The sequence below is a fragment of the Enterobacter sp. PTB genome, assembly GCF_051130085.1.
In the GTDB taxonomy this organism is placed as follows: Bacteria; Pseudomonadota; Gammaproteobacteria; order Enterobacterales; family Enterobacteriaceae; genus Enterobacter; species Enterobacter ludwigii.
On the sequence record NZ_JBDKEE010000008.1, the window covers coordinates 27,788 to 50,377 of the forward strand.

The following is a 22,590-nucleotide window of genomic DNA, read 5'->3' on the forward strand; positions in this document are numbered from 1 at the left end:
TCCTGACGGAGAGGGCCGGTGTGAGGGGGAACCCCCCCCTCAATACTCAACCACCACTTTGCCACGCATATGCCCGTCCAGCACTTTTCGGTGCGCTTCGGTGATGCTTTCGACGCTCAGCCCGTGCAGCGTTTCGCTCAGTGAGCTTTCCACCACGCCGTTATCCACCAGCTTCGCAACCTCGTTTAAGATCTCGCCCTGACGCGCCATGTCGGCGGTCTGGTACATGCTGCGGGTGTACATAAACTCCCAGTGCAGCGCGGCAGATTTGGATTTCAGTTTATCCTGGTTCAGCGGGTGTGCGTTCTCAACGATGGAGCAGATATGCCCCTGTGGTGCGATCAGTTCACTGACGGCATCCCAGTGGCCGTCGGTATCATTGAGAATGAAAATGTAATCCACAAACGTCAGGCCCTGTTTAGCCAGTTCACCTTTCAGGTCACGGTAATTCACCACGTGATCGGCACCGCGATCGCGACACCACTGAGCAGAATCTTCCCGCGAGGCGGTCGCGACGATCTTCACGTTGCTGCGATGTTTCGCAAACGGGATCGCCAGCGATCCTACGCCGCCCGCGCCGCCAATAATGAGCAGCGTTTTGTCCGGGCCGGCATCCTGGATATTCAGCCGTTCAAACAATCCTTCCCAGGCGGTGAGGGCGGTTAACGGCAAGGCGGCTGCGGCTGCCCAGCCGAGGCTTACCGGCTTATGCCCGACAATGCGCGCATCGATCAGCTGATGGGTGGTATTGCTGCCCGGGCGGGTAATATCGCCCGCGTACCACACTTCATCCCCCGGTTTAAAACCGCTAACGCCTGCACCCACGGCTTTCACAATGCCGCTGGCGTCCCAGCCGAGAACGCGTGGTTCTGTCAGGCCGCTTCTGACGATGCCCGCGTGAACTTTGGTATCGACCGGGTTGATGGAAACGGCTTTTACCTCAACCAGCAGATCGTGCTCGCCGGGCTGCGGCATCGGTTGGGTAATTTCAATGAAATCAGCAGGACTGTCTGGATTAACGGCAATGGCTTTAACTGACATGGTGAGCTCCTTTATGGAAAGCGTGTTGTTGAGACTAGTCTATTAAGTGCTCAGTCGCGTGATAAGATGGACAATTGAGAACGAAGTGTTCGTACAGGATGAACAATCATGTTTAAACAGCTTCAGGATATGGCGCTGTTTGCGCTGGTGGCAGAGCTGGGCAGTTTTACCGCGGCGGCACAGAAAGCTGAGCTGCCGAAATCCAGCGTCAGTCAGCGAATCAGCCAGCTTGAGCAGCAGGTGGGGATCCGCTTGCTCAATCGTACTACGCGCAGGCTGAACCTGACGTTCGCCGGCGAGCACTATCTGGTTCACTGCCGCGAGATGCTGGCGGCAAGTGAACGGGCGGAGTACGCCATTCAGCGGCTGCGTGAAAACCCCAGCGGTCGACTGCGCATCACCTGCCCGGCCGGGATCGGCGCGACGCTGCTGGCGCATTTGAATGCGGAGTTCCAGCTCCGCTATCCGGACGTTTCGCTTGACGTGTCCATTTCTGACGACGTGCTCGACCTGGTCGAGTCAGGTTTTGACGTGGCGCTGCGTACCGGTAAGCCGCAGGACTCCTCTCTGATTGGCCGTATGATCGGTCATTGCCCGCGTTATATGCTGGCCTCACCGACTTACCTGGCGCGCCGGGAGCCGCTGACGCATCCCCGGCAGCTGGTGGAACACCGCTGTATTACCCACAAGGCGTGGTCTGAATGGCTGCTGCAAAGCGAAAGTGAGGATTACCGTTATCTGCCGGATAACGCCCATCTGACGGATAATCTGGTGTATGCGCGCGAATGTGCCATCGCCGGCGCCGGGATCACGCTGCTTCCCGCTTTTTTGCTTGAGGATAAGGTTGAAAAGGGCGCGCTGGTGAAGGTGCTGCCGGAGTGGAACGTCGAGGGGAACGATTTGTGGCTGGCTTACCCGAGCCGCAAGCTGAACTCGCCGGCGCTGATGCGTTATATCGACTTTGCGATGCAGTGTGATGAGGTGAAGCGGTTTTACGTGGGGGGGTGAACGGTGCGTCACTCACAGAGTGTAGGAACAAACAAAAAAAACGGCAACTGACGTTGCCGTTTTACATTTATTTCGCGATACGTTTGTACTTAATACGTTTCGGCTCCAGCGCATCCGCGCCCAGCGTACGTTTCTTGTACTCTTCGTATTCGGTGAAGTTACCTTCGAAGAACTCCACTTTCCCTTCGTCCTGGTAGTCCAGGATGTGGGTTGCGATACGGTCAAGGAACCAACGGTCGTGCGAGATAACCATTGCACAGCCCGGGAACTCCAGCAGGGCGTTTTCCAGTGCGCGCAGGGTTTCAATGTCCAGGTCGTTGGTCGGTTCATCGAGCAGCAGCACGTTACCGCCAACCTGCAGCAGTTTGGCCAGGTGCAGACGACCACGTTCACCACCGGAGAGCTCGCCCACGCGTTTACCCTGGTCGGTGCCTTTGAAGTTAAAGCGGCCAACGTAAGCGCGGCTTGGCATTTCGGTGTTACCGATACGCATGATATCCAGTCCGCCGGACACTTCTTCCCACACGGTTTTGCTGTTATCCATGGCGTCACGGAACTGGTCAACGGAAGCCAGTTTCACGGTTTCACCCAGAGTGATTGAACCACTGTCTGGCTGTTCCTGACCGGACATCATGCGGAACAGGGTGGATTTACCCGCGCCGTTCGGACCGATGATCCCCACGATGGCACCTTTCGGTACGGAGAAGGTCAGGTCGTCAATCAGCAGGCGATCGCCATAAGACTTACGCAGATTGGTGACTTCAACCACTTTATCCCCCAGACGTGCGCCAGGCGGAATAAACAGTTCGTTGGTCTCGTTACGTTTCTGGTATTCGGTGTTGTTCAGCTCTTCAAAGCGTGCCAGACGGGCTTTGCCCTTAGACTGACGGCCTTTAGCGCCCTGACGAACCCACTCCAGCTCTTTCTCGATAGACTTACGACGCGCGGCTTCCTGAGAGGCTTCCTGCGCCAGACGCTGGTCTTTCTGCTCCAGCCAGGAGGAGTAGTTGCCTTCCCATGGAATGCCTTCACCACGGTCAAGCTCCAGGATCCAGCCTGCAACGTTGTCGAGGAAGTAACGGTCGTGGGTGATCGCCACAACGGTGCCTTCGAAATCGTGCAGGAAACGCTCCAGCCATGCCACGGATTCCGCATCCAGGTGGTTGGTCGGTTCGTCGAGCAGCAGCATGTCTGGCTTTTCCAGCAGCAGACGGCACAGCGCCACGCGGCGGCGTTCACCCCCGGAGAGGTTCGCGATTTTCGCATCCCAGTCTGGCAGACGCAGGGCGTCAGCGGCGCGCTCGAGCTGCACGTTCAGGTTGTGGCCGTCATGCGCCTGGATAATCTCTTCAAACTTGCCTTGCTGAGCGGCCAGTTTATCGAAGTCCGCATCCGGTTCAGCGTATTTGGCATACACTTCATCCAGACCTTTCAGTGCGTTAACGACGTCAGAAACCGCCTCTTCAACGGATTCACGAACGGTGTGTTCCGGGTTGAGCTGAGGCTCCTGCGGCAGGTAGCCAATTTTGATGCCAGGCTGCGGACGGGCTTCACCTTCGATGTCTGTATCGATGCCGGCCATGATGCGCAGCAGGGTGGACTTACCGGCACCGTTGAGACCCAGAACACCGATTTTTGCGCCCGGGAAGAAGCTCAGCGAGATATTTTTAAGAATATGACGTTTCGGCGGGACAACTTTGCCGACACGATGCATGGTATAAACGAATTGAGCCACGTTGGACTTCGCCTCTTTTATCGTGATGAGAAAGAATATCAGCCTCGAAGTGTAGCCTTTTTCACGTCCTAATCCCAGCCAGGAACGTCGGGAGTGTTAAAACGCGCAAGAAAGGTAAAAAAGTGTCCGCGACGTGGCGCGTTGCAGGATGCCTGGTTAGCATAAGTTAATTAGACTTTGACGTGGCAAGACGCTGCAATTGACGAAAAAACAATGAGGAAGAGCTTGTGGGAAAAGCCAAACAGGTGGTCTGGCGTCTGCTGGCTGCCAGCGTATGCGTGATGGCGGCAAGCCAGGCGGTGCATGCCGATTCACTGGATGAACAACGTAATCGCTACGCCCAGATTAAACAGGCGTGGGACAATAAGCAGATGGATACCGTGCAGGCGCTGATGCCGACCTTAAAAGCGTATCCTCTCTATCCGTATCTGGAGTATCGGCAGATCACTGACGATCTCATGAATCAACCCACGGTCACCGTGAATAACTTTATTCAGGCGAACCCGACGCTGCCGCCCGCGCGGACGCTGCAGTCTCGTTTTGTGAACGAGCTGGCACGTCGTGAAGACTGGCGTGGGCTGCTGGCGTTTAGCCCGGAAAAACCGAACACCACCGAAGCCCAGTGTAACTATTACTATGCGAAGTGGGTTACCGGACAGCAGGAAGAGGCCTGGGCGGGCGCGAAAGATCTGTGGTTGACCGGAAAAAGCCAGCCAAATGCCTGTGATTCCCTCTTTGGCGCATGGCGTGCGTCAGGTAAGCAGGATCCGCTGGCGTACCTTGAACGTATTCGCCTGGCGATGAAAGCCGGAAACACGCGGCTGGTTACCACGCTTGCGGGACAAATGCCGTCTGATTATCAGACGATCTCAACCGCCGTCATCGCCCTGGCGAACGATCCGAACAGCGTACTGACCTTTGCCCGCAGCACCGGTGCGACCGATTTTACCCGCCAGATGGCCGCGGTGGCTTTTGCCAGCGTGGCGCGTGACGACGTGGAAAATGCGCGGCTGATGATCCCGCAGCTGGTGCAGGCGCAGCAGCTCAATGAAGATCAAACTCAGGAGCTGCGCGACATTGTGGCGTGGCGACTGATGAGCACCGATGTAACCGACGAGCAGGCGCGCTGGCGAGACGATGCGATTATGCGTTCGAACTCCACGTCGCTGGTGGAGCGCCGCGTGCGTATGGCGCTGGGGACGGGCGATCGCCGGGGGCTGAATACCTGGCTTGCGCGTCTGCCAATGGACGCCAAAGAGAAAGACGAATGGCGTTACTGGCAGGCGGATCTGCTGATGGAGCGCGGGCGTGACGATGAAGCCAAAGAGATCCTTCATGCGCTGATGCAGCAGCGTGGATTCTATCCGATGGCGGCCGCGCAGCGTCTGGGTGAGGAGTACACGTTCCGCATTGATAAAGCCCCTGCTAACGCCAACCCGGCGTTGACTCAGGGGCCAGAAATGGCGCGCGTTCGCGAGCTGATGTACTGGAACATGGACAATACCGCCCGTAGCGAATGGGCGAATCTGGTGACCAGCCGTACGACCGATGAGAAGGCACAGCTTGCCCGCTATGCCTTTGATAACCACTGGTGGGATCTGAGCGTGCAGGCAACGATCGCCGGCAAGCTGTGGGATCATCTCGAAGAGCGTTTCCCGCTGGCCTATAAAGATCTGTTCGAGCGCTACACCAGCGGTAAAGACATTCCGCAAAGCTACGCCATGGCCATTGCCCGTCAGGAGAGTGCGTGGAACCCGAAAGTCCGTTCCCCGGTCGGGGCCAGCGGCCTGATGCAGGTGATGCCGGGAACCGCGACGCATACGGTGAAGATGTTTAACATCCCGGGATACAGCAGCCCGTCACAGCTGCTGGATCCGGAGACCAACATCAACATCGGTACCAGCTACCTGCAGTATGTTTATCAGCAGTTCGGCAATAACCGCATCTTCTCCTCAGCGGCGTATAACGCAGGTCCGGGCCGCGTGCGCACCTGGCTTGGCAACAGCGCCGGGCGCATTGACGCCGTCGCGTTTGTGGAAAGTATTCCGTTCTCGGAAACCCGCGGCTATGTGAAGAACGTATTGGCTTATGACGCCTACTATCGCTATTTCATGGGACAAAAAGATACCCTGATGAGCGATGCTGAGTGGCAGAGACGTTACTGATGGGGCGGGTTGTGTTATGCTGTACTCGTTAATGAGTACAACAGGCGGCATAACATGACCCAGCATTCCCCGTATTCCTCGGCAATGGCCGAACAACGTCATCAGGAGTGGCTTCGTTTTGTGGAGTTGCTCCGCCAGTCTTACGACCAGGATCTGCATTTGCCTTTATTGCAGCTGATGCTGACGCCGGATGAGCGTGAAGCCCTGGGCACACGCGTGCGGATCATCGAAGAGCTGTTGCGCGGTGAGATGAGCCAGCGTGAGCTCAAAAATGAACTGGGCGCGGGTATCGCGACGATCACCCGCGGATCGAACAGCCTGAAATCCGCGCCGGTGGAGCTGCGTCAGTGGCTGGAGTCTGTGCTGCTGGGCGCTCAGCGATAAATCGCGTTATGGAACGGGCTCAGGGCCAGAATCACCGCCTGGTGGTAAACGCCTGAACGCGTTAGTGCGCCAGCGGTAAAGACGCCAATCGCGCCTTCTTTGCGGCCAATTTCATCGATGCCGGTGTACTGAGACATCACCGGCCCGAGCGCTTCACCCGCGGATACTTTTTCCAGAATGATTTTTGGCAGCGGCAGGGTTGCTGAACGCGCTTCTCCACGCTGTTCACGGTTCTCGATGACCACCCAGCTGAACGTCGCGCCTTCGTCGATACCCGCTTCAATTGCCACCCAGAAGTCAGCATCCGGTGCGGCAGCCCTGGCGTTTGCCACGCGATTTCGTGCGCCAGCGCGCGTTTCCTCGCTGCCAAACGGCTGTTCAGGCACGCCGCTCTCGACGCCGATGGCATCAATATGGCAGGATCCTTCGCCGAAAATCTCTTCGAATGCCCTTAGAATTGCCTGAATTTTGGCAGGATTGGTGGTAGCAGAGACAACATGGTGCATAATTAAGCTCGATTCAAAAAAAACTCATCGCAGTATAACGGAAAAAAAGCATGTTACAGGTATACCTTGTTCGCCACGGTGAGACGCAGTGGAACGCCGAGCGACGTATTCAAGGCCAGTCAGACAGTCCTCTTACTGAAAAGGGTGTGCAGCAGGCGTGGCAGGTGGCAGAACGCGCCAGAACGCTGGGCATTACGCATGTTATCACCAGCGACTTAGGTCGCACACAGCAGACGGCGCGCATCATTGCCGATGCCTGTGGTTGTGATGTCATGATCGAGCCGCGTCTGCGCGAGCTGGATATGGGCGTGCTGGAAAAACGGCATATCGATACGCTGACGGAAACGGAAGAGGGCTGGCGTCGCACGCTGGTCAACGGCACCGAAGATGGCCGTATTCCGGAAGGCGAATCCATGCAGGAGCTGAGCGTGCGCATGCATGCCGCGCTGGCGGAATGCCTGAAGCTTCCGGCCGGGAGCCGTCCGCTGCTGGTGAGTCACGGTATTGCGCTGGGCTGCCTGGTGAGCACGATTCTGGGGTTACCTGCGTATGCAGAGCGCCGTTTGCGTCTGCGCAACTGCTCTATTTCCCGTATCGACTATCAGGAAAGCGCGTGGCTGGCGTCAGGTTGGGTCGTAGAGATGGCAGGGGACATTTCGCATCTTGATGCCCCTGCACTTGACGAACTTCAGCGTTAACGACGTATCGGAATTAAGAATTCCATACGCAGATTGATGGGGCCTTCTTCCGGTTTAGCATCGCTTGCCGGATAGTAGCGCTCAATATCCTGACCTTTACGGCGATTCAGGTTCAGCATTGGCATGCAGGTTCCGTAAACGGTCAGGATAAATTCCTGTACACCCGTTCCCAGCCCTTCATAAGCGAACATCACGTATTCGCCGCCTTCCAGCACCACGGGCTTTGAACCCTGAATATAGCCATTCGCCAGCTCTGGCGTTAACGCGGTGGTGTAGAACACCTCCTGCTCGTCGTCTTTTTCCTGGCTTGGGTGCGTTTCGTTGAGACCATACAGGATGGGCGGGATCGCCGGTGCATGGCTCAGGAAGTCGCGCCAGAACTGAACGCGCATCTGATGACGGAATTCTGAAATCTGCTCCAGCGAACAGGAGTAGCTTTGCGTCGTACCAATCAGGTGCGTTTCTGGCAGGGTGATAAATTCATATTTCGGCATTGCAAACTCACCCAGACGCAGCGGCGGACGCATGCCAAACGAGCTCCAGTCAGGCGAGCGGCGATAGAGCGCTGGCGTTAACGAGAACTGTTTTTTAAAGGCGCGGGTAAAGGTTTGCTGCGAGTCGAAACGATATTGCAGTGCAATATCCAGAATCGGCCGCGCGGTCAGGCGTAATGCCACCGCTGATTTTGACAGACGACGTGCGCGGATATAGGCCCCGATAGCATGACCGGTGACATCCTTGAACATCCTTTGCAGATGCCACTTGGAATAGCCTGCTTTAGCCGCCACATTATCCAGTGACAAAGGCTGGTCGAGATGACCTTCCAGCCAGGTGAGCAGGTCGCGAATAATTCCAGCCTGATCCATATACTATCCTCATCCTTAAAACAGCAGGTGCCTGATAACAGGTTAGCGGATAATAGCATTTTTTGATGTTTTAGCATTCAGTGTTTTTTTTGCTCATTAATGCCTTTTGTTCCTCGTTTTGGGTGAATATATTCTAATCCTGTGATCTTGCTACATTTTTGTCTACAGTGTTGAATAATCGCTCAGCGTAATTCTTAAAAATGGTAACAATATGAAATACAAGACTTTGATCTTCACTGCCCTGATGTTGACGGTGGGGCACGCCGCGCAGGCGGAACAGATTGGTTCTGTCGATACCGTTTTCAAAGTGTTCGGCCCGGACCACAAGATTGTGGTGGAGGCGTTTGACGATCCGGACGTGAAAAACGTCACCTGCTACGTTAGTCGGGCGAAAACCGGGGGCATTAAAGGCGGGCTTGGGCTGGCTGAAGATACCTCCGATGCGGCAATCTCCTGCCAGCAGGTCGGTCCTGTGGAGCTGAGTGACAAAATCAAAAACGGCAAAGCGCAGGGCGACGTTGTGTTCCAGAAACGGACCTCGCTGGTGTTTAAAAAGCTGCAGGTGGTGCGTTTTTATGACGCCAAACGCAACACGCTCGCCTATCTGGCCTATTCCGACAAAGTGGTTGAAGGCTCACCGAAAAACGCCATCAGCGCCGTGCCGATCATGCCATGGCACTAATTCAGGGATGAATCATGCAGCAACCTCTGGTCTGGCTGGTTGAGGACGAAATCAGTATCGCCGACACGCTACTCTACATGCTTCAGCAGGAGGGGTTTGCGGTGAAGGCTTTCGGGCGTGGGTTACCGGTACTGGAAGAGGCGCGGCGGCAGGTCCCCGCGCTGGCGATTCTGGATGTCGGGTTGCCTGACATCAGCGGCTTTGAACTCTGCCGTCAGCTTCTGGCGCAGCATCCGTCACTGCCGATCCTGTTTCTGACGGCGCGAAGTGACGAGGTGGATAAGCTGCTCGGACTGGAGATGGGCGCGGATGATTATGTCGCTAAACCCTTCTCCCCGCGTGAAGTCTGTGCCCGGGTGAGGACTATTCTACGGCGGTTACAAAAATCCACCGCCCCCACCGAGATCGTGCGTATCGGGCAGTTTGAACTGAATGAACCCGCCGCCAGAATCAGCTGGTATGGGGAGCCTTTACCGCTCACGCGCTACGAATTCCTGCTGCTCAAAACATTGCTGCAGGCGCCGGGCAGGGTCTTTTCTCGCCAGCAGCTTATGGACAAAGTGTGGGGCGAAGACGGCGATAGCTTCGATCGTACCGTGGATACGCATATCAAAACCTTGCGCGCCAAGCTGCGCGCGGTCAATGACGGGCTTTCGCCCATCAGTACCCATCGCGGGATGGGTTACAGTCTGGGGCTTTATTAATGCGTATTGGCATGCGTCTGCTGCTGGGCTATTTCCTGATTGTCGCTATCGCCGCGTGGTTTGTGCTGTCTATCTTCGTGCAGGAGGTCAAGCCCGGCGTGCGCAGAGCCACCGAAGGCACGCTGATTGACACCGCGACCCTGCTGGCGGAAGTGGGGCGAGACGACCTGCTCGCAGGCGATCCGCAGCAGGGCCAGCTGGCTCAGGCCTTTTCACGGCTCCATCAGCGGCCGTTTCGCGCCAACATTGGCGGCATTCATAAAGTCCGCAACGAGTACCACGTCTACATGACCGATGCCACGGGCAAGGTGGTGTTTGATTCGGCGGGCCTGGCGGTAGGAAAAGACTACTCCCGCTGGAATGACGTCTGGCTGACGCTTCGCGGGGAATATGGCGCGCGCAGCACCCAGAGCAACCCTGACGATCCGGAAAGTACGGTGATGTATGTTGCCGCACCGGTAATGGACAGGGGCAACATTATCGGCGTGCTGTCGGTCGGAAAACCTAACAGCGCCATGGCACCGGTTATTCACCGTAGCGAGCGGCGGATCCTGTGGGCGGGTGGGGCGCTGCTCGGCATTGCCCTGCTGATTGGTCTGCTGGTGGCGGGATGGATCAATCGTTCCATTGGCAGATTGTCGCGCTACGCCGATGCGGTGACCACGGACACGCCTCTCCCGCTGCCTAACCCCGGCAGCAGTGAGCTACGAAAGCTGGCGCAGGCGCTGGAAAATATGCGCATTCGCCTCGAGGGTAAGAATTACATTGAGCATTATGTGCATGCGCTTACTCACGAACTCAAAAGCCCGCTGGCGGCGATCCGCGGCGCGGCAGAGATCCTTAATGAGCAGCCGCCGCCGGCGGTGGCCGCGCGGTTTATCGATAATATTCTGGTGCAAAACGCGCGTATGCAGTCGCTGGTGGAAAAACTGCTCTCTCAGGCGCGTCTTGAAAACCGGGTAGAGATAGAGCCGGTGAGCGTGAGTATCAGCACGCTGTTTTCACGGCTTGCGGATTCACGCTCCGCCGTTATCACGGCGAAAAATATCATCCTGACCTGCCAGCCCACGTCGCTGCAGGTGCAGGGCGACCCCGAGCTGCTTGAACAGGCGCTGGGCAATTTGCTGGATAACGCCATCGATTTTACTCCACAGGGCGGGACGCTTCAGCTGGCTGCCGAGGAGACGCCAACCGAGATTCGGCTTACCGTAAGCGACAGCGGAAGCGGGATCCCGGACTATGCCATGGCGCGTATTTTTGAACGTTTTTACTCGCTCCCTCGCGAGAACGGGTTGAAAAGCAGCGGGCTGGGTCTGGCATTCGTGCAGGAGGTGGCGCGTCTGCATCAGGGGGACATTGCTCTGCATAACCAGCCAGAAGGCGGCGTGAAAGCCACGCTGACACTTCACCGTCACTTCACATAACTTCAAACTGGCCCCACATAGCCCCGGTACGCTCTCCACATCACAAAGGAGACGTAATGATGAAATCACCCCTGTTCTGGAAAGTAAGCACCCTGCTGGGGTGCATTCTGCTGTTATTAGTCCCGCTCTTTATGGTCAGTAACCTGATTTCGGAGCGTGAGAGCTACCGTAACGATGTTGAACACTCGCTTCGCCAAAGCACCAGCGGGCCGCAAAAGCTGGTAGGACCGCTGATTGCCATTCCTGTCACCGAGGTTTTTTACAAACTAGAAGATGAAAAAAAGGTCGAATACAAAAAAAGCTACCTGCACTTTATCCTGCCGGAATCTCTGCTCGTTGAGGGAAATCAGCGCGTGGAGTCCAGAAGCATCGGTATCTATGACGGACAAATCTGGAAAACCGATCTCAAAATAAAAGCGCAGTTTTCGACGGAGAAAATGGCGCAGCTGAAGGGCGAAACCATGACGCTGGGGCAACCATTCCTGGTGATTGGCGTGGGTGATGCCCGGGGCATTGGTACGGTGAAGGTCGCAAAAATCAACGGTGAGGCGCTCAGCGTAGAACCGGGAACCGGCGTGTATGGCACACTTGCCGGTATTCATATTCCGCTGAGTGATAAAGCCCTTGAGCCGAAAACGCTCGCCCTTGATATGTCGTTTAACCTGGCGGGGACGGGCAGTTTTGCGGTGGTGCCTGTCGGGCGTAATAGCGAAATGACGCTGAGCAGTAACTGGCCGCACCCGGGATTTATGGGATACTACTTGCCTGTTAAGCATCAGATTAGCGAGTCTGGTTTCCAGGCAAACTGGCAGAGCAGTTGGTTTGCTAACAACATGCAAAGCTGGTTCGCTGAGGGCGAGTCACCGGAGTGGAGTTCTATCCCGGCCTTTAGCGTGACGGTTGCCACGCCAGCGGATCAGTACCAACTAACAGACCGCGCGATCAAGTACGCTATTTTACTGATTGCCCTGACGTTTATGGCCTTCTTCGTGTTCGAAACCCTCACCGGATTGCGTCTGCACCCAATGCAGTATCTGCTGGTGGGGTTGTCGCTGGTCCTCTTCTATCTCGTCTTACTTGCCCTGTCTGAGCATGTCGGGTTTACGCCGGCCTGGATTATGGCAAGCCTTGTCGGCGCGATGATGAATGGTGTGTACCTGCAGGCGGTACTGAAAAGCTGGAGGCGAAGCGGGGTGTTTATTCTGGCGCTGCTGGGGCTGGATGTCGTGATGTGGTTCCTGCTGCGTTCTGAGGACAGCGCGTTGCTGCTGGGAGCTGCCGTACTGGCGATGGCACTGTTTGCAGTCATGTACCTGACGCGTCACCTTGACTGGTATTCACTCTCTCAGCCGAAGCGTCCTGTCCCCCCCGTTGAATCTGATGCGGATACGATGCGAGTCTGGAAATAAAAAACGGCGCGAAAGCGCCGTTTTTTTTTACTTCAGTTGCCGGATTACTCCTGCAGGTCGCCGCAGAAACGATAACCTTCACCGTGAATAGTGGCGATAATTTCCGGCGTATCAGGCGTAGATTCGAAATGTTTACGGATACGACGGATGGTCACGTCTACGGTACGGTCGTGCGGCTTCAGCTCACGGCCGGTCATTTTCTTCAGCAGTTCTGCACGGGACTGAATTTTGCCCGGATTTTCACAGAAGTGCAGCATCGCGCGGAATTCACTGCGCGGCAGTTTATACTGCTCACCGTTCGGGCTAATCAGTGAACGGCTATTGATATCAAGTTCCCAGCCGTTGAACTTGTAGCTGTCTACGCTACGACGCTCTTCGCTGACCGTGCCCAGGTTCATGGTGCGGGACAGCAGGTTGCGTGCACGAATGGTTAACTCGCGTGGATTAAACGGTTTAGTGATGTAGTCATCCGCACCGATTTCCAGGCCAAGGATTTTATCAACTTCGTTATCACGGCCTGTCAGGAACATTAACGCGACATTCGCCTGTTCACGCAGTTCGCGCGCCAGAAGAAGGCCGTTTTTGCCCGGCAGGTTGATATCCATGATCACCAGGTTGATATCATTTTCAGAAAGGATCTGATGCATCTCTGCGCCATCGGTCGCTTCAAAGACATCGTAGCCTTCTGCTTCGAAAATGCTCTTTAACGTGTTGCGTGTTACCAACTCGTCTTCAACGATAAGAATGTGCGGGGTCTGCATGTTTGCTACCTAAATTGCCAACTAAATCGAAACAGGAAGTACAAAAGTCCCTGACCTGCCTGATGCATGTCGCAAATTAACATGACCGGCCTAACGTGACTAAAGTACGTAATTGCGTTCTTGATGCACTTTCCATCAACGTCAACAACATCATTAGCTTGGTCGTGGGTACTTTCCCTTTGGACCCGACAGTGTCAAAAACGGCTGTCATCCTAACCATTTTAACAGCAACATAACAGGCTAAGTGACACCAGACACCCAATAAAACTACGCTTCGTTGACATATATCAAGTTCAATTGTAGCACGTTAACAGTTTGATGAAATCATCGTAGCCGAATGCTAGCCTTTGTCACAATTTTTCAATAAACCAACTAGTTGCGTACCTTGATTTATAAACGATACGAATCCAATCAGAAAAGAGTATTCATGAGGTCATTACCATTATAAAACATAAGGATAATAGCCTTCTGTTAACATTCTAACTGATTGTTCAGCCACAAAATAGTTTAGCGTTTTTAATTTGTTCTGAAACGCTATTTCGGTGATTTGTGTTGCATTTTTGTAAATTCGCGCCGCGTAATATGTTGAAGTGCATCACATTTTTATCCGCTAACTGATTAAAAAGAGAGCATAAATGCATCTGTCGATTGTACTGGTCGCCCCAGCCAGAGCCGAAAATATAGGCGCTGCGGCGCGTGCCATGAAGACCATGGGGTTTACCGATCTTCGCATCGTGGACAGCCAGGCGCACCTCGAGCCCGCGGCCCGTTGGGTGGCGCACGGTTCAGGGGATATTCTCGATAATATAACCACTTACGACACGCTCGCCGCTGCGCTGCACGACATTTCTTTTACCGTGGCGACCACGGCACGCAGCCGGGCAAAGTTCCACTATTACGCCACGCCGGCGGAACTGTTGCCGATGTTAACGGAGAAAAGCCAGTGGCTGACGAAGGCCGCGCTGGTCTTTGGGCGGGAAGATTCCGGTCTGACGAACGAGGAGCTGGCGTTGGCGGACGTCCTGACCGGTGCGCCGATGGTGGCGGATTATCCGTCGCTGAATTTAGGCCAGGCGGTAATGGTGTATTGCTATCAATTAGCCTCCCTAATACAAATTCCTCAACCCCAGGCTGAAGGGGCAGATGAAAACCAGCTGGCCGCGCTGCGCGCTCGCGTTGACCAACTGTTATTACAACTCGGTGTCGAGGAAGATCAAAAAATGGCGGACTGGCTGCATCAGCGACTTGGGCGTCTTGAACAGCGAGACACGGCAATGTTGCACCGTTTGCTGCATGATATTGAAAAAAAATTGGCCGAGTAAAATGCTGTCATAAGTTTTTACTATGGCGTATCCGTCTGTCTGGGTGGGGTGCGTCTGGGGGAATCGGATGAAAATAAATCTGCAAGCAGCGGGACGTGAGAGCGTCCCGAATTGTGATCAAATTAAAAATTCATTGACTTAAGGTGCCCAATCCTTTAACCCTAAAAGAATACAGCACAGACAGATAATAATGACAGAGTACACAACATCCATGAAACGCATCAGCATCACCACCATTACAACAACCATCATCATTACCACAGGAAATGATGCGGGCTGACGCGTACAGGAAAAACAGAAAAAAGCCCGCACCCAAACAGTGCGGGCTTTTTTTTCGGCTAAAGGAAACGAGGTAGAACCATGCGAGTGTTGAAGTTCGGCGGTACATCAGTGGCAAATGCAGAACGTTTTCTGCGTGTTGCCGATATCCTGGAGAGCAACGCCAGGCAGGGGCAGGTCGCGACCGTGCTCTCTGCCCCGGCAAAAATCACCAACCACCTGGTGGCGATGATTGAAAAGACCATCGGTGGCCAGGATGCACTCCCGAACTTGAGCGACGCCGAGCGTATCTTCGCTGAGCTGCTGCAGGGACTGGCGGAGGCGCAGCCGGGTTTCCCGCTCGCACAGCTGAAATCCTTTGTTGATCAAGAGTTCGCCCAAATCAAACACGTGCTGCACGGTATCAGCCTTTTAGGTCAGTGCCCGGATAGCATCAACGCGGCGTTAATCTGCCGTGGTGAAAAATTGTCGATTGCCATCATGGCGGGCCTGCTGGAAGCGCGTGGCCACAATGTGTCGGTTATCGATCCCGTTGAAAAACTGCTGGCAGTGGGTCACTACCTCGAGTCTACCGTTGATATAGCCGAATCAACCCGTCGCATTGCCGCGAGCAAAATTCCGTCTGACCATATGATCCTGATGGCGGGCTTCACCGCCGGAAACGAGAAGGGTGAACTTGTCGTACTGGGCCGCAACGGCTCCGACTACTCTGCTGCCGTGCTGGCAGCCTGTTTGCGCGCCGACTGTTGTGAGATCTGGACTGACGTCGATGGTGTATACACCTGCGATCCGCGCCAGGTACCGGACGCCAGGCTGCTGAAGTCGATGTCATACCAGGAAGCGATGGAGCTTTCCTACTTCGGCGCTAAAGTTCTTCACCCTCGCACCATCTCTCCCATTGCCCAGTTCCAGATCCCTTGCCTGATTAAAAACACCGGTAACCCGCAAGCGCCGGGCACGCTGATTGGCGCCAGTACTGATGAAGACGGCCTGCCGGTGAAAGGCATTTCTAACCTGAACAATATGGCCATGTTCAGCGTTTCCGGCCCGGGAATGAAAGGCATGGTCGGTATGGCGGCCCGCGTTTTCGCGGCCATGTCCCGCAACGGTATCTCGGTTGTGCTGATCACTCAGTCCTCTTCTGAATACAGCATCAGCTTCTGCGTACCGCAGGGGGATTGTCTGCGCGCCCGTCGTGCGCTGGAAGAAGAGTTTTACCTTGAGCTGAAAGAAGAGCTGCTGGAGCCGCTTTCTATCCAGGAACGCCTGGCGGTTATCTCGGTGGTGGGCGACGGTATGCGTACGCTGCGCGGTATCTCGGCCAAATTCTTTGCGGCGCTGGCCAGGGCCAACATCAACATTGTGGCCATCGCCCAGGGGTCATCTGAGCGTTCAATCTCGGTGGTTGTTGATAACGACGATGCAACAACCGGCGTTCGCGTGGTTCATCAGATGCTGTTCAACACCGATCAGGTGATCGAGCTGTTCCTGATTGGCGTGGGCGGTGTGGGTGGCGCGCTGCTGGAGCAGGTGAAGCGTCAGCAGGAGTGGTTGAAGAAAAAGCACATTGATCTGCGCGTGTGCGGTATCGCGAACTCTAAAGCGCTGCTGACCAACGTTCATGGCCTGAACCTGGAAAACTGGCAGGCTGAGCTGAATGATGCCAAAGAGCCCTTTAATCTGGGCCGGTTAATCCGTCTGGTGAAAGAGTATCACCTGCTTAACCCGGTCATTGTCGATTGTACCTCGAACCAGGCGGTGGCCGATCAGTACGCCGATTTCCTGCGCGAAGGTTTCCACGTGGTGACGCCAAACAAAAAGGCCAACACCTCGTCGATGGATTACTATCACCAGCTGCGTCTGGCGGCGAGCAAGTCACGGCGTAAGTTCCTCTACGACACCAACGTGGGCGCGGGCCTGCCGGTGATCGAGAACCTGCAAAACCTGCTGAACGCGGGGGATGAACTGCAGCGTTTCTCCGGCATTCTTTCCGGCTCGCTGTCGTTTATCTTCGGCAAGCTGGATGAGGGCATGAGCCTGTCGGAAGCGACCCGTGCCGCGCGTGAACTGGGGTACACCGAGCCGGATCCGCGAGACGATCTCTCCGGTATGGATGTGGCGCGTAAGTTGCTCATACTGGTGCGTGAAACGGGCCGTGAGCTGGAGCTTTCCGATATCGTGATTGAGCCTGTTCTGCCTGCCGGGTTTGACGACAGCGGTGACGTGAACACCTTTATGGCCAATTTAGCGCAGCTAGACGACGCTTTTGCCGCACGCGTTGCGAAAGCCCGTGATGAAGGTAAGGTATTGCGCTATGTTGGCAATATTGAAGACGATGGTATGTGCCGCGTGAAGATTGCTGAAGTGGATGGCAACGACCCGCTGTTCAAAGTAAAAAACGGCGAAAACGCCCTTGCGTTTTACAGCCACTATTATCAGCCACTGCCGCTGGTGCTTCGCGGCTATGGCGCAGGGAATGATGTTACCGCGGCGGGTGTATTTGCCGATTTGCTGCGTACCCTGTCATGGAAGTTAGGAGTTTAACATGGTGAAAGTTTATGCCCCGGCTTCCAGCGCCAATATGAGCGTCGGATTTGATGTGCTGGGTGCGGCGGTGACGCCGGTGGATGGTTCGCTGCTGGGCGATACGGTAACGGTTGAAGCGGCAGAGAGCTTTAGCCTGAATAACGTGGGCCGCTTCGCCAGCAAACTGCCGACAGACCCGCGCGAGAATATCGTTTATCAGTGCTGGGAGCGGTTCTGTCAGGAGATCGGCAAAAATGTGCCGGTCGCCATGACGCTGGAGAAAAGTATGCCGATTGGCTCTGGTCTGGGTTCCAGCGCCTGCTCCGTGGTCGCCGGACTGGTGGCTATGAATGAGCACTGCGGCAAGCCGCTGAATAATAACCGTCTGCTCGGGTTAATGGGCGAGCTGGAAGGGCGCATCTCCGGCAGCATTCATTATGACAACGTCGCCCCCTGCTTCCTCGGCGGTATGCAGCTGATGATTGAAGAAAATGGCATCATCAGCCAGCAGGTGCCAGGGTTTGATGAGTGGCTGTGGGTGCTGGCCTATCCCGGCATTAAGGTATCTACCGCTGAAGCGCGTGCGATCCTGCCTGCGCAGTATCGTCGTCAGGACTGTATCGCTCACGGACGTCATCTGGCCGGCTTTATTCACGCCTGCTACACCCGTCAGCCGCAGCTGGCAGCAAAATTAATGAAAGACGTTATCGCCGAGCCGTACCGCACTAAGCTGTTGCCTGGCTTTAACGAGGCGCGACAGGCGTCAATGGATACCGGCGCACTGGCGTGCGGTATCTCCGGCTCCGGCCCGACGCTGTTCGCCCTGTGCGATAAGCCAGACACGGCGCAGCGCGTGGCGGACTGGCTCTCTAAACACTACCTGCAAAATCAGGAAGGCTTTGTTCATATTTGCCGTCTGGACACGGCTGGCGCACGAGTACTGGGATAACGAATGAAACTCTACAACCTTAAAGATCATAACGAGCAGGTCAGCTTCGCGCAGGCGGTGACTCAGGGACTGGGCAAAAATCAGGGGCTGTTCTTCCCCCATGACCTGCCGGAATTTCAGCTGACCGACATTGATGAACTGCTGAAGCAGGACTTTGTCACCCGCAGCACTAAAATTCTCTCTGCCTTTATCGGCGATGAAATCCCGCAGGAGCTGCTGGAAGAGCGCGTGCGTGCAGCGTTCGCTTTCCCGGCACCGGTTAAGCAGGTTGAGCCGGATGTCGGCTGCCTTGAGCTGTTCCATGGTCCAACCCTGGCGTTTAAAGACTTCGGTGGCCGCTTTATGGCGCAGATGCTGACCCACATCAGCGGCGACAAACCGGTAACGATTCTGACGGCGACCTCCGGCGATACCGGTGCGGCCGTTGCCCATGCGTTCTACGGTCTGAAGAACGTTCGCGTGGTGATCCTCTACCCGAAAGGCAAAATCAGTCCGCTGCAGGAGAAACTGTTCTGTACGCTCGGGGGCAACATTGAAACCGTGGCGATTGACGGCGATTTCGATGCCTGTCAGGCGCTGGTCAAGCAGGCCTTCGATGATGAAGAGCTGAAAGTGGCGCTGGGTCTGAACTCGGCGAACTCCATTAACATCAGCCGTCTGCTGGCGCAGATCTGCTACTACTTCGAAGCGGTTGCACAGCTGCCACAGGAGGCGCGCAATCAGCTGGTCGTTTCCGTACCAAGCGGCAACTTTGGTGACCTGACGGCGGGCCTGCTGGCGAAATCGCTCGGCCTGCCGGTAAAACGCTTTATCGCCGCCACCAACGCCAACGACACCGTGCCGCGCTTCCTGAAAGACGGTAAATGGGCGCCGAACGCCACGCAGGCGACGCTTTCGAATGCGATGGACGTAAGCCAGCCGAATAACTGGCCGCGTGTGGAAGAGCTGTTCCGCCGTAAGGTCTGGCGTCTGGGCGATCTGGGTTATGCCGCGGTGACGGATGAGACCACCAAAGCCACCCTGCGTGAGCTGAAAGCGGTGGGGTACACCTCTGAACCGCATGCGGCGATCGCTTACCGTGCGCTGCGCGATCAGCTGAATCCGGGGGAGTATGGCCTGTTCCTGGGAACGGCTCATCCGGCGAAGTTCAAAGAGAGCGTGGAAGTGATTCTGGGTGAAACGCTGCCGCTGCCAAAAGAGCTGGCCGAGCGTGCGGACCTGCCGCTGCTTTCGCATGAACTGCCCGCGGATTTCGCCGCGCTGCGTAAGTTGATGATGACGCGCGGATAACGGTTCTGTCCTCCTGTGCAGGCCGGGTAAGGTGAAACTTACCCGGCTTTTTTTATGGAGAAATTAAGGAGAAAAATAGCAGTAAAAAAGCAGAAATTCCCAATAAATGCGGTCACTTAGCGATTAGGATTGCAGAGAATAACATCCCCCGTCCTCCTCACGTATTCTCCTTACATCGGCCCACATCGGGTAAATGAATAAGGAGTCACCTATGTCTAAACTGAAACCTGCTCTGCTGGTGCTTTCAATGATGCTGGTCGCTCCGATGGCGGTTCAGGCCTCTGAAATCACCCTCGTCCCTGCGGTAAAACTGCAGATTGGCGATCAGGATAATCGTGGTCACTACTGGGATGGTGGTCGCTGGCGCGACCATGACTGGTGGAAGGCTCACTATGACTGGCGCGATAATCACTGGCGCCCACATGACGAGCATCACGATCGTCATCATGATGACCACCATCACGATCGTCACGACGACCCGCGTCCTGGCCCGGACTGGAAACACCATTAATGCAAAACCCCGCCATCTGGCGGGGTTTGTTTTACTGCTCGTGGCGCTTAAACACCAGTTCGCCTTTTCCTGACGCTTCTTCATCGAAGAAGTAGCCTTCGCTGTTGAAGCCGGTCAGTTGCTCCGGCTTCGTCAGGCGGTTCTGAATGATGTAGCGGCTCATCAGCCCACGCGCTTTTTTGGCGTAGAAGCTGATGACCTTGAACTTGCCGTTTTTCTCATCGAGGAAAACGGGCTTGATAATTTCCGCATCCAGCTTTTTCGGCTTCACCGATTTGTAGTATTCATCGGAGGCCAGATTGATCACCACATTATCGCCCTGAGCACGCAGCGCAGCGTTCAGTTTGTCGGTGATGATATCGCCCCAGAAATGGTACAGATCTTTGCCTTTAGGGTTTTCCAGGCGGATACCCATCTCCAGACGATATGGCTGCATCAGGTCCAACGGGCGCAGCACGCCGTACAGACCTGACAACATGCGCAGATGCTGCTGGGCGAAGTCGAAATCGGCTTCGCTAAAATCTTCCGCCTGCAGGCCGGTATACACATCACCTTTAAACGCCAGAAGCGCCTGGCGGGCGTTGTTCGGCGTGAAGTCCGGGTGCCACTCGTGATAACGGGTCGCGTTAAGATCCGCCAGTTTGTCGCTGATACTCATCAGCGAGGCAATTTGTGGCGCAGAGAGCTTACGCGCGACGTGAATCAGCTGTTGCGAATAGTCCAGCAGTTCAGGCTGGGTATAGCGCTCGGTGGCGAGCGGGCTCTGGTAATCGAGCGTTTTAGCAGGTGAAATCAGAATCAGCATATCCAGTCCTTGCAGGAAATTTAGAGCGACTTTAGCAAAAAATCGCCCTCAATTGATCGATAGCTGTTATTGCCGTGGCAAATCATCCCAGGTGCCGGGCGCAATTTGCGCCTGGATGTCGGGATAGCGCGAGGCATCAAAGACCGGCGGTACGCCCAGTTTGCGCTGACGAAGATAGTCCCGTGCGATAAGCGTAACCACGGGTGAGAGCAGCAGGATCGCCGTCAGGTTAGTGATGGCCATGAGCGCCATAAAGACATCCGCCAGTTGCCAGACCAGCGGCATGCTGAGCAGCGAACCTGCTAACACCATCAGTATCACCCCGAGGCGCAGCAGCGTGATCATACGGCGGGAGTCCACTTTCAGGAAAATAAGGTTATTTTCGGCGTAGAGGTAATTCACAACAATCGAGCTGAAGGCGAATAACAGCAGGATGAGCGAGACAAACCCGGCTCCCCAGCCGCCCGTCAGATTCACCAGTGCCTGTTGAAGCAGTTGTATGCCGGCTGTTTCCGATGAGTGAGGTACCGGGCCGGCCAGCAGCAGGATCATGGCGCTGGCGGAACAGATAATAATGGTGTCCGTAAAAACGCCAATCATCTGAACAATGCCTTGTGCCGCCGGGTGAGGCGGCCAGGACGCGGCGGCGGCTGCGGCATTGGGCGTTGATCCCATACCGGCTTCATTGGAGAACATTCCGCGCTGAAAGCCCGACATCAGCGCCTGGCTGAAGGTATAGCCCAGTGCGCCCGATGCCGCCTCGCGCCAGCCAAATGCGCTTTTGAAGATGGTTGCAATCACTTCCGGCACCTGCTCGATATGCCGTGCGGCGACGAACAGGCTGGCGGCAACCCACAGCAGCGCCATGACAGGCACCAGCCACTGCATCAGGCGGGCGACACCTTTTAGGCCGGTCGAAATGGTCAGCAGGATACAGAGGGCTAAAACAAGCCCGGTGATCCACTCCGGACATGCAAAGGCATAGCGCAAAGCATGGGCGACAGAATTCGCCTGAACGGTATTGAAAATCAGACCGTACGCGAGCAGTAAAAACAGCGAAAACAGCACGCCCATCCAGCGCATTCCCAAGCCACGCGCCATGTACCAGGCCGGGCCGCCGCGAAACTGTCCGTTTTTATCTTTTTCTTTGTAGAGTTGGGCGAGGGCGCTTTCGGCAAAGGAGGTAGCCATCCCGATAAGCGCCGTGACCCACATCCAGAAAACGGCGCCCGGGCCACCGGCGCTGATGGCCAGTGCCACCCCCGCCATATTACCGCTGCCGAGGCGTGCGGCAATGCTGGTGCAGAGGGCCTGGAAAGAGGTTAATCCGCCCGGCTGGAGAGTGACGCTGTTTTTCAGACTTCTGCCAAATTTGCGAATATAACGAAACTGGATAAACCCGCTGCGTAGCGTAAACCAAATACCTGCACCCAGTAGCAGGTATATCATTATCGAACCCCAAAGGACTTCATTAATAAAGAAAAGGAAATCAGGCATTAACGTCCCTCTTGTTGATGCCAAAATG

22 protein-coding genes and 1 other annotated feature are annotated in these 22,590 nt (G+C 55.5%); of the genes, 15 read left to right on the forward strand and 7 right to left on the reverse strand.

Annotated features, from left to right (window positions below; all coding sequences use genetic code 11):
- Positions 1-39: 39 nt before the first annotated feature.
- Positions 40-1,041, reverse strand: coding sequence for a zinc-binding alcohol dehydrogenase family protein (locus AAIR21_RS11915; RefSeq protein WP_020885270.1), 1,002 nt, complete (start codon positions 1,039-1,041; stop codon positions 40-42).
- A gap of 108 nt (positions 1,042-1,149) precedes the next feature.
- Here AAIR21_RS11915 and AAIR21_RS11920 point away from each other — a divergent pair, with 108 nt between their 5' ends.
- On the forward strand, positions 1,150-2,049 hold the full coding sequence (locus AAIR21_RS11920) for a LysR family transcriptional regulator (RefSeq protein ID WP_014168545.1): 900 nt from the start codon (positions 1,150-1,152) through the stop codon (positions 2,047-2,049).
- 67 nt (positions 2,050-2,116) lie between these two features.
- Here AAIR21_RS11920 and ettA read toward each other — a convergent pair whose 3' ends face one another.
- Positions 2,117-3,784: an energy-dependent translational throttle protein EttA gene (gene ettA, locus AAIR21_RS11925; RefSeq protein ID WP_014168546.1), complete on the reverse strand. Its 1,668-nt coding sequence runs from the start codon at positions 3,782-3,784 to the stop codon at positions 2,117-2,119.
- Between the two features lie 227 nt (positions 3,785-4,011).
- On the opposite strand from ettA, the gene sltY reads away from it, so the two are divergent.
- Positions 4,012-5,949, forward strand: coding sequence for a murein transglycosylase (gene sltY, locus AAIR21_RS11930; protein WP_014168547.1), 1,938 nt, complete (start codon positions 4,012-4,014; stop codon positions 5,947-5,949).
- A 54-nt stretch (positions 5,950-6,003) separates the two neighbouring features.
- Positions 6,004-6,333, forward strand: coding sequence for a trp operon repressor (gene trpR, locus AAIR21_RS11935; RefSeq protein WP_020885267.1), 330 nt, complete (start codon positions 6,004-6,006; stop codon positions 6,331-6,333).
- Here the strand turns inward: trpR and yjjX are convergent.
- Positions 6,324-6,839, reverse strand: coding sequence for an inosine/xanthosine triphosphatase (yjjX, locus tag AAIR21_RS11940; protein ID WP_014168549.1), 516 nt, complete (start codon positions 6,837-6,839; stop codon positions 6,324-6,326). The two genes, trpR and yjjX, sit on opposite strands and share 10 nt — an antisense overlap.
- 50 nt (positions 6,840-6,889) lie before the next feature.
- On the opposite strand from yjjX, the gene gpmB reads away from it, so the two are divergent.
- Positions 6,890-7,537 carry a 2,3-diphosphoglycerate-dependent phosphoglycerate mutase GpmB gene (gene gpmB, locus AAIR21_RS11945; RefSeq protein WP_014168550.1) on the forward strand — a complete coding sequence of 216 codons (648 nt, stop codon included), beginning with the start codon at positions 6,890-6,892 and terminating at the stop codon, positions 7,535-7,537.
- Here the strand turns inward: gpmB and robA are convergent.
- The gene (gene robA / locus AAIR21_RS11950) at positions 7,534-8,403 is read right to left on the reverse strand and encodes an MDR efflux pump AcrAB transcriptional activator RobA (RefSeq protein ID WP_014168551.1); all 870 of its coding nucleotides are present in this window, start codon (positions 8,401-8,403) and stop codon (positions 7,534-7,536) included. The two genes, gpmB and robA, sit on opposite strands and share 4 nt — an antisense overlap.
- A 211-nt stretch (positions 8,404-8,614) precedes the next feature.
- Between robA and creA the strand changes: the two genes are divergently transcribed.
- The 4 genes from creA to creD are packed head-to-tail and all read left to right on the forward strand — an operon-like array spanning position 8,615 to position 12,622.
- Complete coding sequence (gene creA / locus AAIR21_RS11955; RefSeq protein ID WP_014168552.1) at positions 8,615-9,085, forward strand: protein CreA; 471 nt, start codon at positions 8,615-8,617, stop codon at positions 9,083-9,085.
- A gap of 14 nt (positions 9,086-9,099) precedes the next feature.
- Positions 9,100-9,789 (forward strand): two-component system response regulator CreB, encoded by a 690-nt coding sequence (creB, locus tag AAIR21_RS11960; protein WP_044857571.1) that lies wholly within the window; start codon positions 9,100-9,102, stop codon positions 9,787-9,789.
- Positions 9,789-11,213: a two-component system sensor histidine kinase CreC gene (gene creC / locus AAIR21_RS11965; RefSeq protein ID WP_059306845.1), complete on the forward strand. Its 1,425-nt coding sequence runs from the start codon at positions 9,789-9,791 to the stop codon at positions 11,211-11,213. Before creB ends, creC begins: the two co-directional genes overlap by 1 nt.
- Positions 11,214-11,269: 56 nt before the next feature.
- Positions 11,270-12,622, forward strand: a complete 1,353-nt coding sequence (gene creD, locus AAIR21_RS11970) for a cell envelope integrity protein CreD (protein ID WP_183516775.1) — start codon at positions 11,270-11,272, stop codon at positions 12,620-12,622.
- A 44-nt stretch (positions 12,623-12,666) separates the two neighbouring features.
- Here creD and arcA read toward each other — a convergent pair whose 3' ends face one another.
- On the reverse strand, positions 12,667-13,383 hold the full coding sequence (gene arcA, locus AAIR21_RS11975) for a two-component system response regulator ArcA (RefSeq protein ID WP_003856501.1): 717 nt from the start codon (positions 13,381-13,383) through the stop codon (positions 12,667-12,669).
- 95 nt (positions 13,384-13,478) lie between these two features.
- On the opposite strand from arcA, the gene yjjY reads away from it, so the two are divergent.
- The 7 genes from yjjY (at position 13,479) to AAIR21_RS12010 (ending at position 20,260) form a co-directional block, all read left to right on the forward strand.
- The gene (gene yjjY, locus AAIR21_RS11980; protein WP_001541509.1) at positions 13,479-13,619 is read left to right on the forward strand and encodes a protein YjjY; all 141 of its coding nucleotides are present in this window, start codon (positions 13,479-13,481) and stop codon (positions 13,617-13,619) included.
- A 399-nt stretch (positions 13,620-14,018) separates the two neighbouring features.
- Positions 14,019-14,705 (forward strand): tRNA/rRNA methyltransferase, encoded by a 687-nt coding sequence (locus AAIR21_RS11985; RefSeq protein ID WP_183516774.1) that lies wholly within the window; start codon positions 14,019-14,021, stop codon positions 14,703-14,705.
- A gap of 211 nt (positions 14,706-14,916) precedes the next feature.
- On the forward strand, positions 14,917-14,985 hold the full coding sequence (gene thrL / locus AAIR21_RS11990) for a thr operon leader peptide (RefSeq protein ID WP_015572623.1): 69 nt from the start codon (positions 14,917-14,919) through the stop codon (positions 14,983-14,985).
- Positions 14,924-15,041, forward strand: a sequence feature (Thr leader region). It overlaps the preceding gene by 62 nt.
- Positions 15,042-15,065: 24 nt before the next feature.
- The gene (gene thrA / locus AAIR21_RS11995) at positions 15,066-17,528 is read left to right on the forward strand and encodes a bifunctional aspartate kinase/homoserine dehydrogenase I (RefSeq protein WP_025205479.1); all 2,463 of its coding nucleotides are present in this window, start codon (positions 15,066-15,068) and stop codon (positions 17,526-17,528) included.
- A 1-nt stretch (position 17,529) separates the two neighbouring features.
- Positions 17,530-18,459: a homoserine kinase gene (gene thrB / locus AAIR21_RS12000; RefSeq protein ID WP_014168558.1), complete on the forward strand. Its 930-nt coding sequence runs from the start codon at positions 17,530-17,532 to the stop codon at positions 18,457-18,459.
- A 3-nt stretch (positions 18,460-18,462) separates the two neighbouring features.
- Positions 18,463-19,749 (forward strand): threonine synthase, encoded by a 1,287-nt coding sequence (gene thrC / locus AAIR21_RS12005; protein ID WP_020882536.1) that lies wholly within the window; start codon positions 18,463-18,465, stop codon positions 19,747-19,749.
- A 211-nt stretch (positions 19,750-19,960) separates the two neighbouring features.
- A complete protein-coding gene (locus tag AAIR21_RS12010; protein ID WP_020882537.1) occupies positions 19,961-20,260 on the forward strand; it encodes a DUF2502 domain-containing protein in 300 nt (99 codons plus the stop codon).
- A gap of 31 nt (positions 20,261-20,291) precedes the next feature.
- Here the strand turns inward: AAIR21_RS12010 and yaaA are convergent, their stop codons facing one another.
- Together yaaA and AAIR21_RS12020 are read right to left on the reverse strand one after the other, a co-directional pair.
- Positions 20,292-21,065: a peroxide stress protein YaaA gene (gene yaaA, locus AAIR21_RS12015; protein WP_183516773.1), complete on the reverse strand. Its 774-nt coding sequence runs from the start codon at positions 21,063-21,065 to the stop codon at positions 20,292-20,294.
- A 66-nt stretch (positions 21,066-21,131) separates the two neighbouring features.
- Positions 21,132-22,562 (reverse strand): alanine/glycine:cation symporter family protein, encoded by a 1,431-nt coding sequence (locus AAIR21_RS12020; protein ID WP_183516772.1) that lies wholly within the window; start codon positions 22,560-22,562, stop codon positions 21,132-21,134.
- Between the last annotated feature and the right edge of the window lie 28 nt (positions 22,563-22,590).

Bases quoted from the DNA above. Each gene is read 5' to 3' on its own strand.
- trpR (WP_020885267.1), top strand. From the start codon at position 6,004: ATGACCCAGCATTCCCCGTATTCCTCGGCAATGGCCGAACAACGTCAT.
- AAIR21_RS11985 (WP_183516774.1), top strand. From the start codon at position 14,019: ATGCATCTGTCGATTGTACTGGTCGCCCCAGCCAGAGCCGAAAATATA.
- gpmB (WP_014168550.1), top strand. From the start codon at position 6,890: ATGTTACAGGTATACCTTGTTCGCCACGGTGAGACGCAGTGGAACGCC.
- creB (WP_044857571.1), top strand. From the start codon at position 9,100: ATGCAGCAACCTCTGGTCTGGCTGGTTGAGGACGAAATCAGTATCGCC.
- thrB (WP_014168558.1), top strand. From the start codon at position 17,530: ATGGTGAAAGTTTATGCCCCGGCTTCCAGCGCCAATATGAGCGTCGGA.
- thrA (WP_025205479.1), top strand. From the start codon at position 15,066: ATGCGAGTGTTGAAGTTCGGCGGTACATCAGTGGCAAATGCAGAACGT.
- yaaA (WP_183516773.1), bottom strand. From the start codon at position 21,065: ATGCTGATTCTGATTTCACCTGCTAAAACGCTCGATTACCAGAGCCCG.
- arcA (WP_003856501.1), bottom strand. From the start codon at position 13,383: ATGCAGACCCCGCACATTCTTATCGTTGAAGACGAGTTGGTAACACGC.
- thrC (WP_020882536.1), top strand. From the start codon at position 18,463: ATGAAACTCTACAACCTTAAAGATCATAACGAGCAGGTCAGCTTCGCG.
- robA (WP_014168551.1), bottom strand. From the start codon at position 8,403: ATGGATCAGGCTGGAATTATTCGCGACCTGCTCACCTGGCTGGAAGGT.
- AAIR21_RS11920 (WP_014168545.1), top strand. From the start codon at position 1,150: ATGTTTAAACAGCTTCAGGATATGGCGCTGTTTGCGCTGGTGGCAGAG.
- AAIR21_RS12010 (WP_020882537.1), top strand. From the start codon at position 19,961: ATGTCTAAACTGAAACCTGCTCTGCTGGTGCTTTCAATGATGCTGGTC.
- yjjX (WP_014168549.1), bottom strand. From the start codon at position 6,839: ATGCACCATGTTGTCTCTGCTACCACCAATCCTGCCAAAATTCAGGCA.
- creC (WP_059306845.1), top strand. From the start codon at position 9,789: ATGCGTATTGGCATGCGTCTGCTGCTGGGCTATTTCCTGATTGTCGCT.
- AAIR21_RS11915 (WP_020885270.1), bottom strand. From the start codon at position 1,041: ATGTCAGTTAAAGCCATTGCCGTTAATCCAGACAGTCCTGCTGATTTC.
- creD (WP_183516775.1), top strand. From the start codon at position 11,270: ATGATGAAATCACCCCTGTTCTGGAAAGTAAGCACCCTGCTGGGGTGC.
- AAIR21_RS12020 (WP_183516772.1), bottom strand. From the start codon at position 22,562: ATGCCTGATTTCCTTTTCTTTATTAATGAAGTCCTTTGGGGTTCGATA.
- creA (WP_014168552.1), top strand. From the start codon at position 8,615: ATGAAATACAAGACTTTGATCTTCACTGCCCTGATGTTGACGGTGGGG.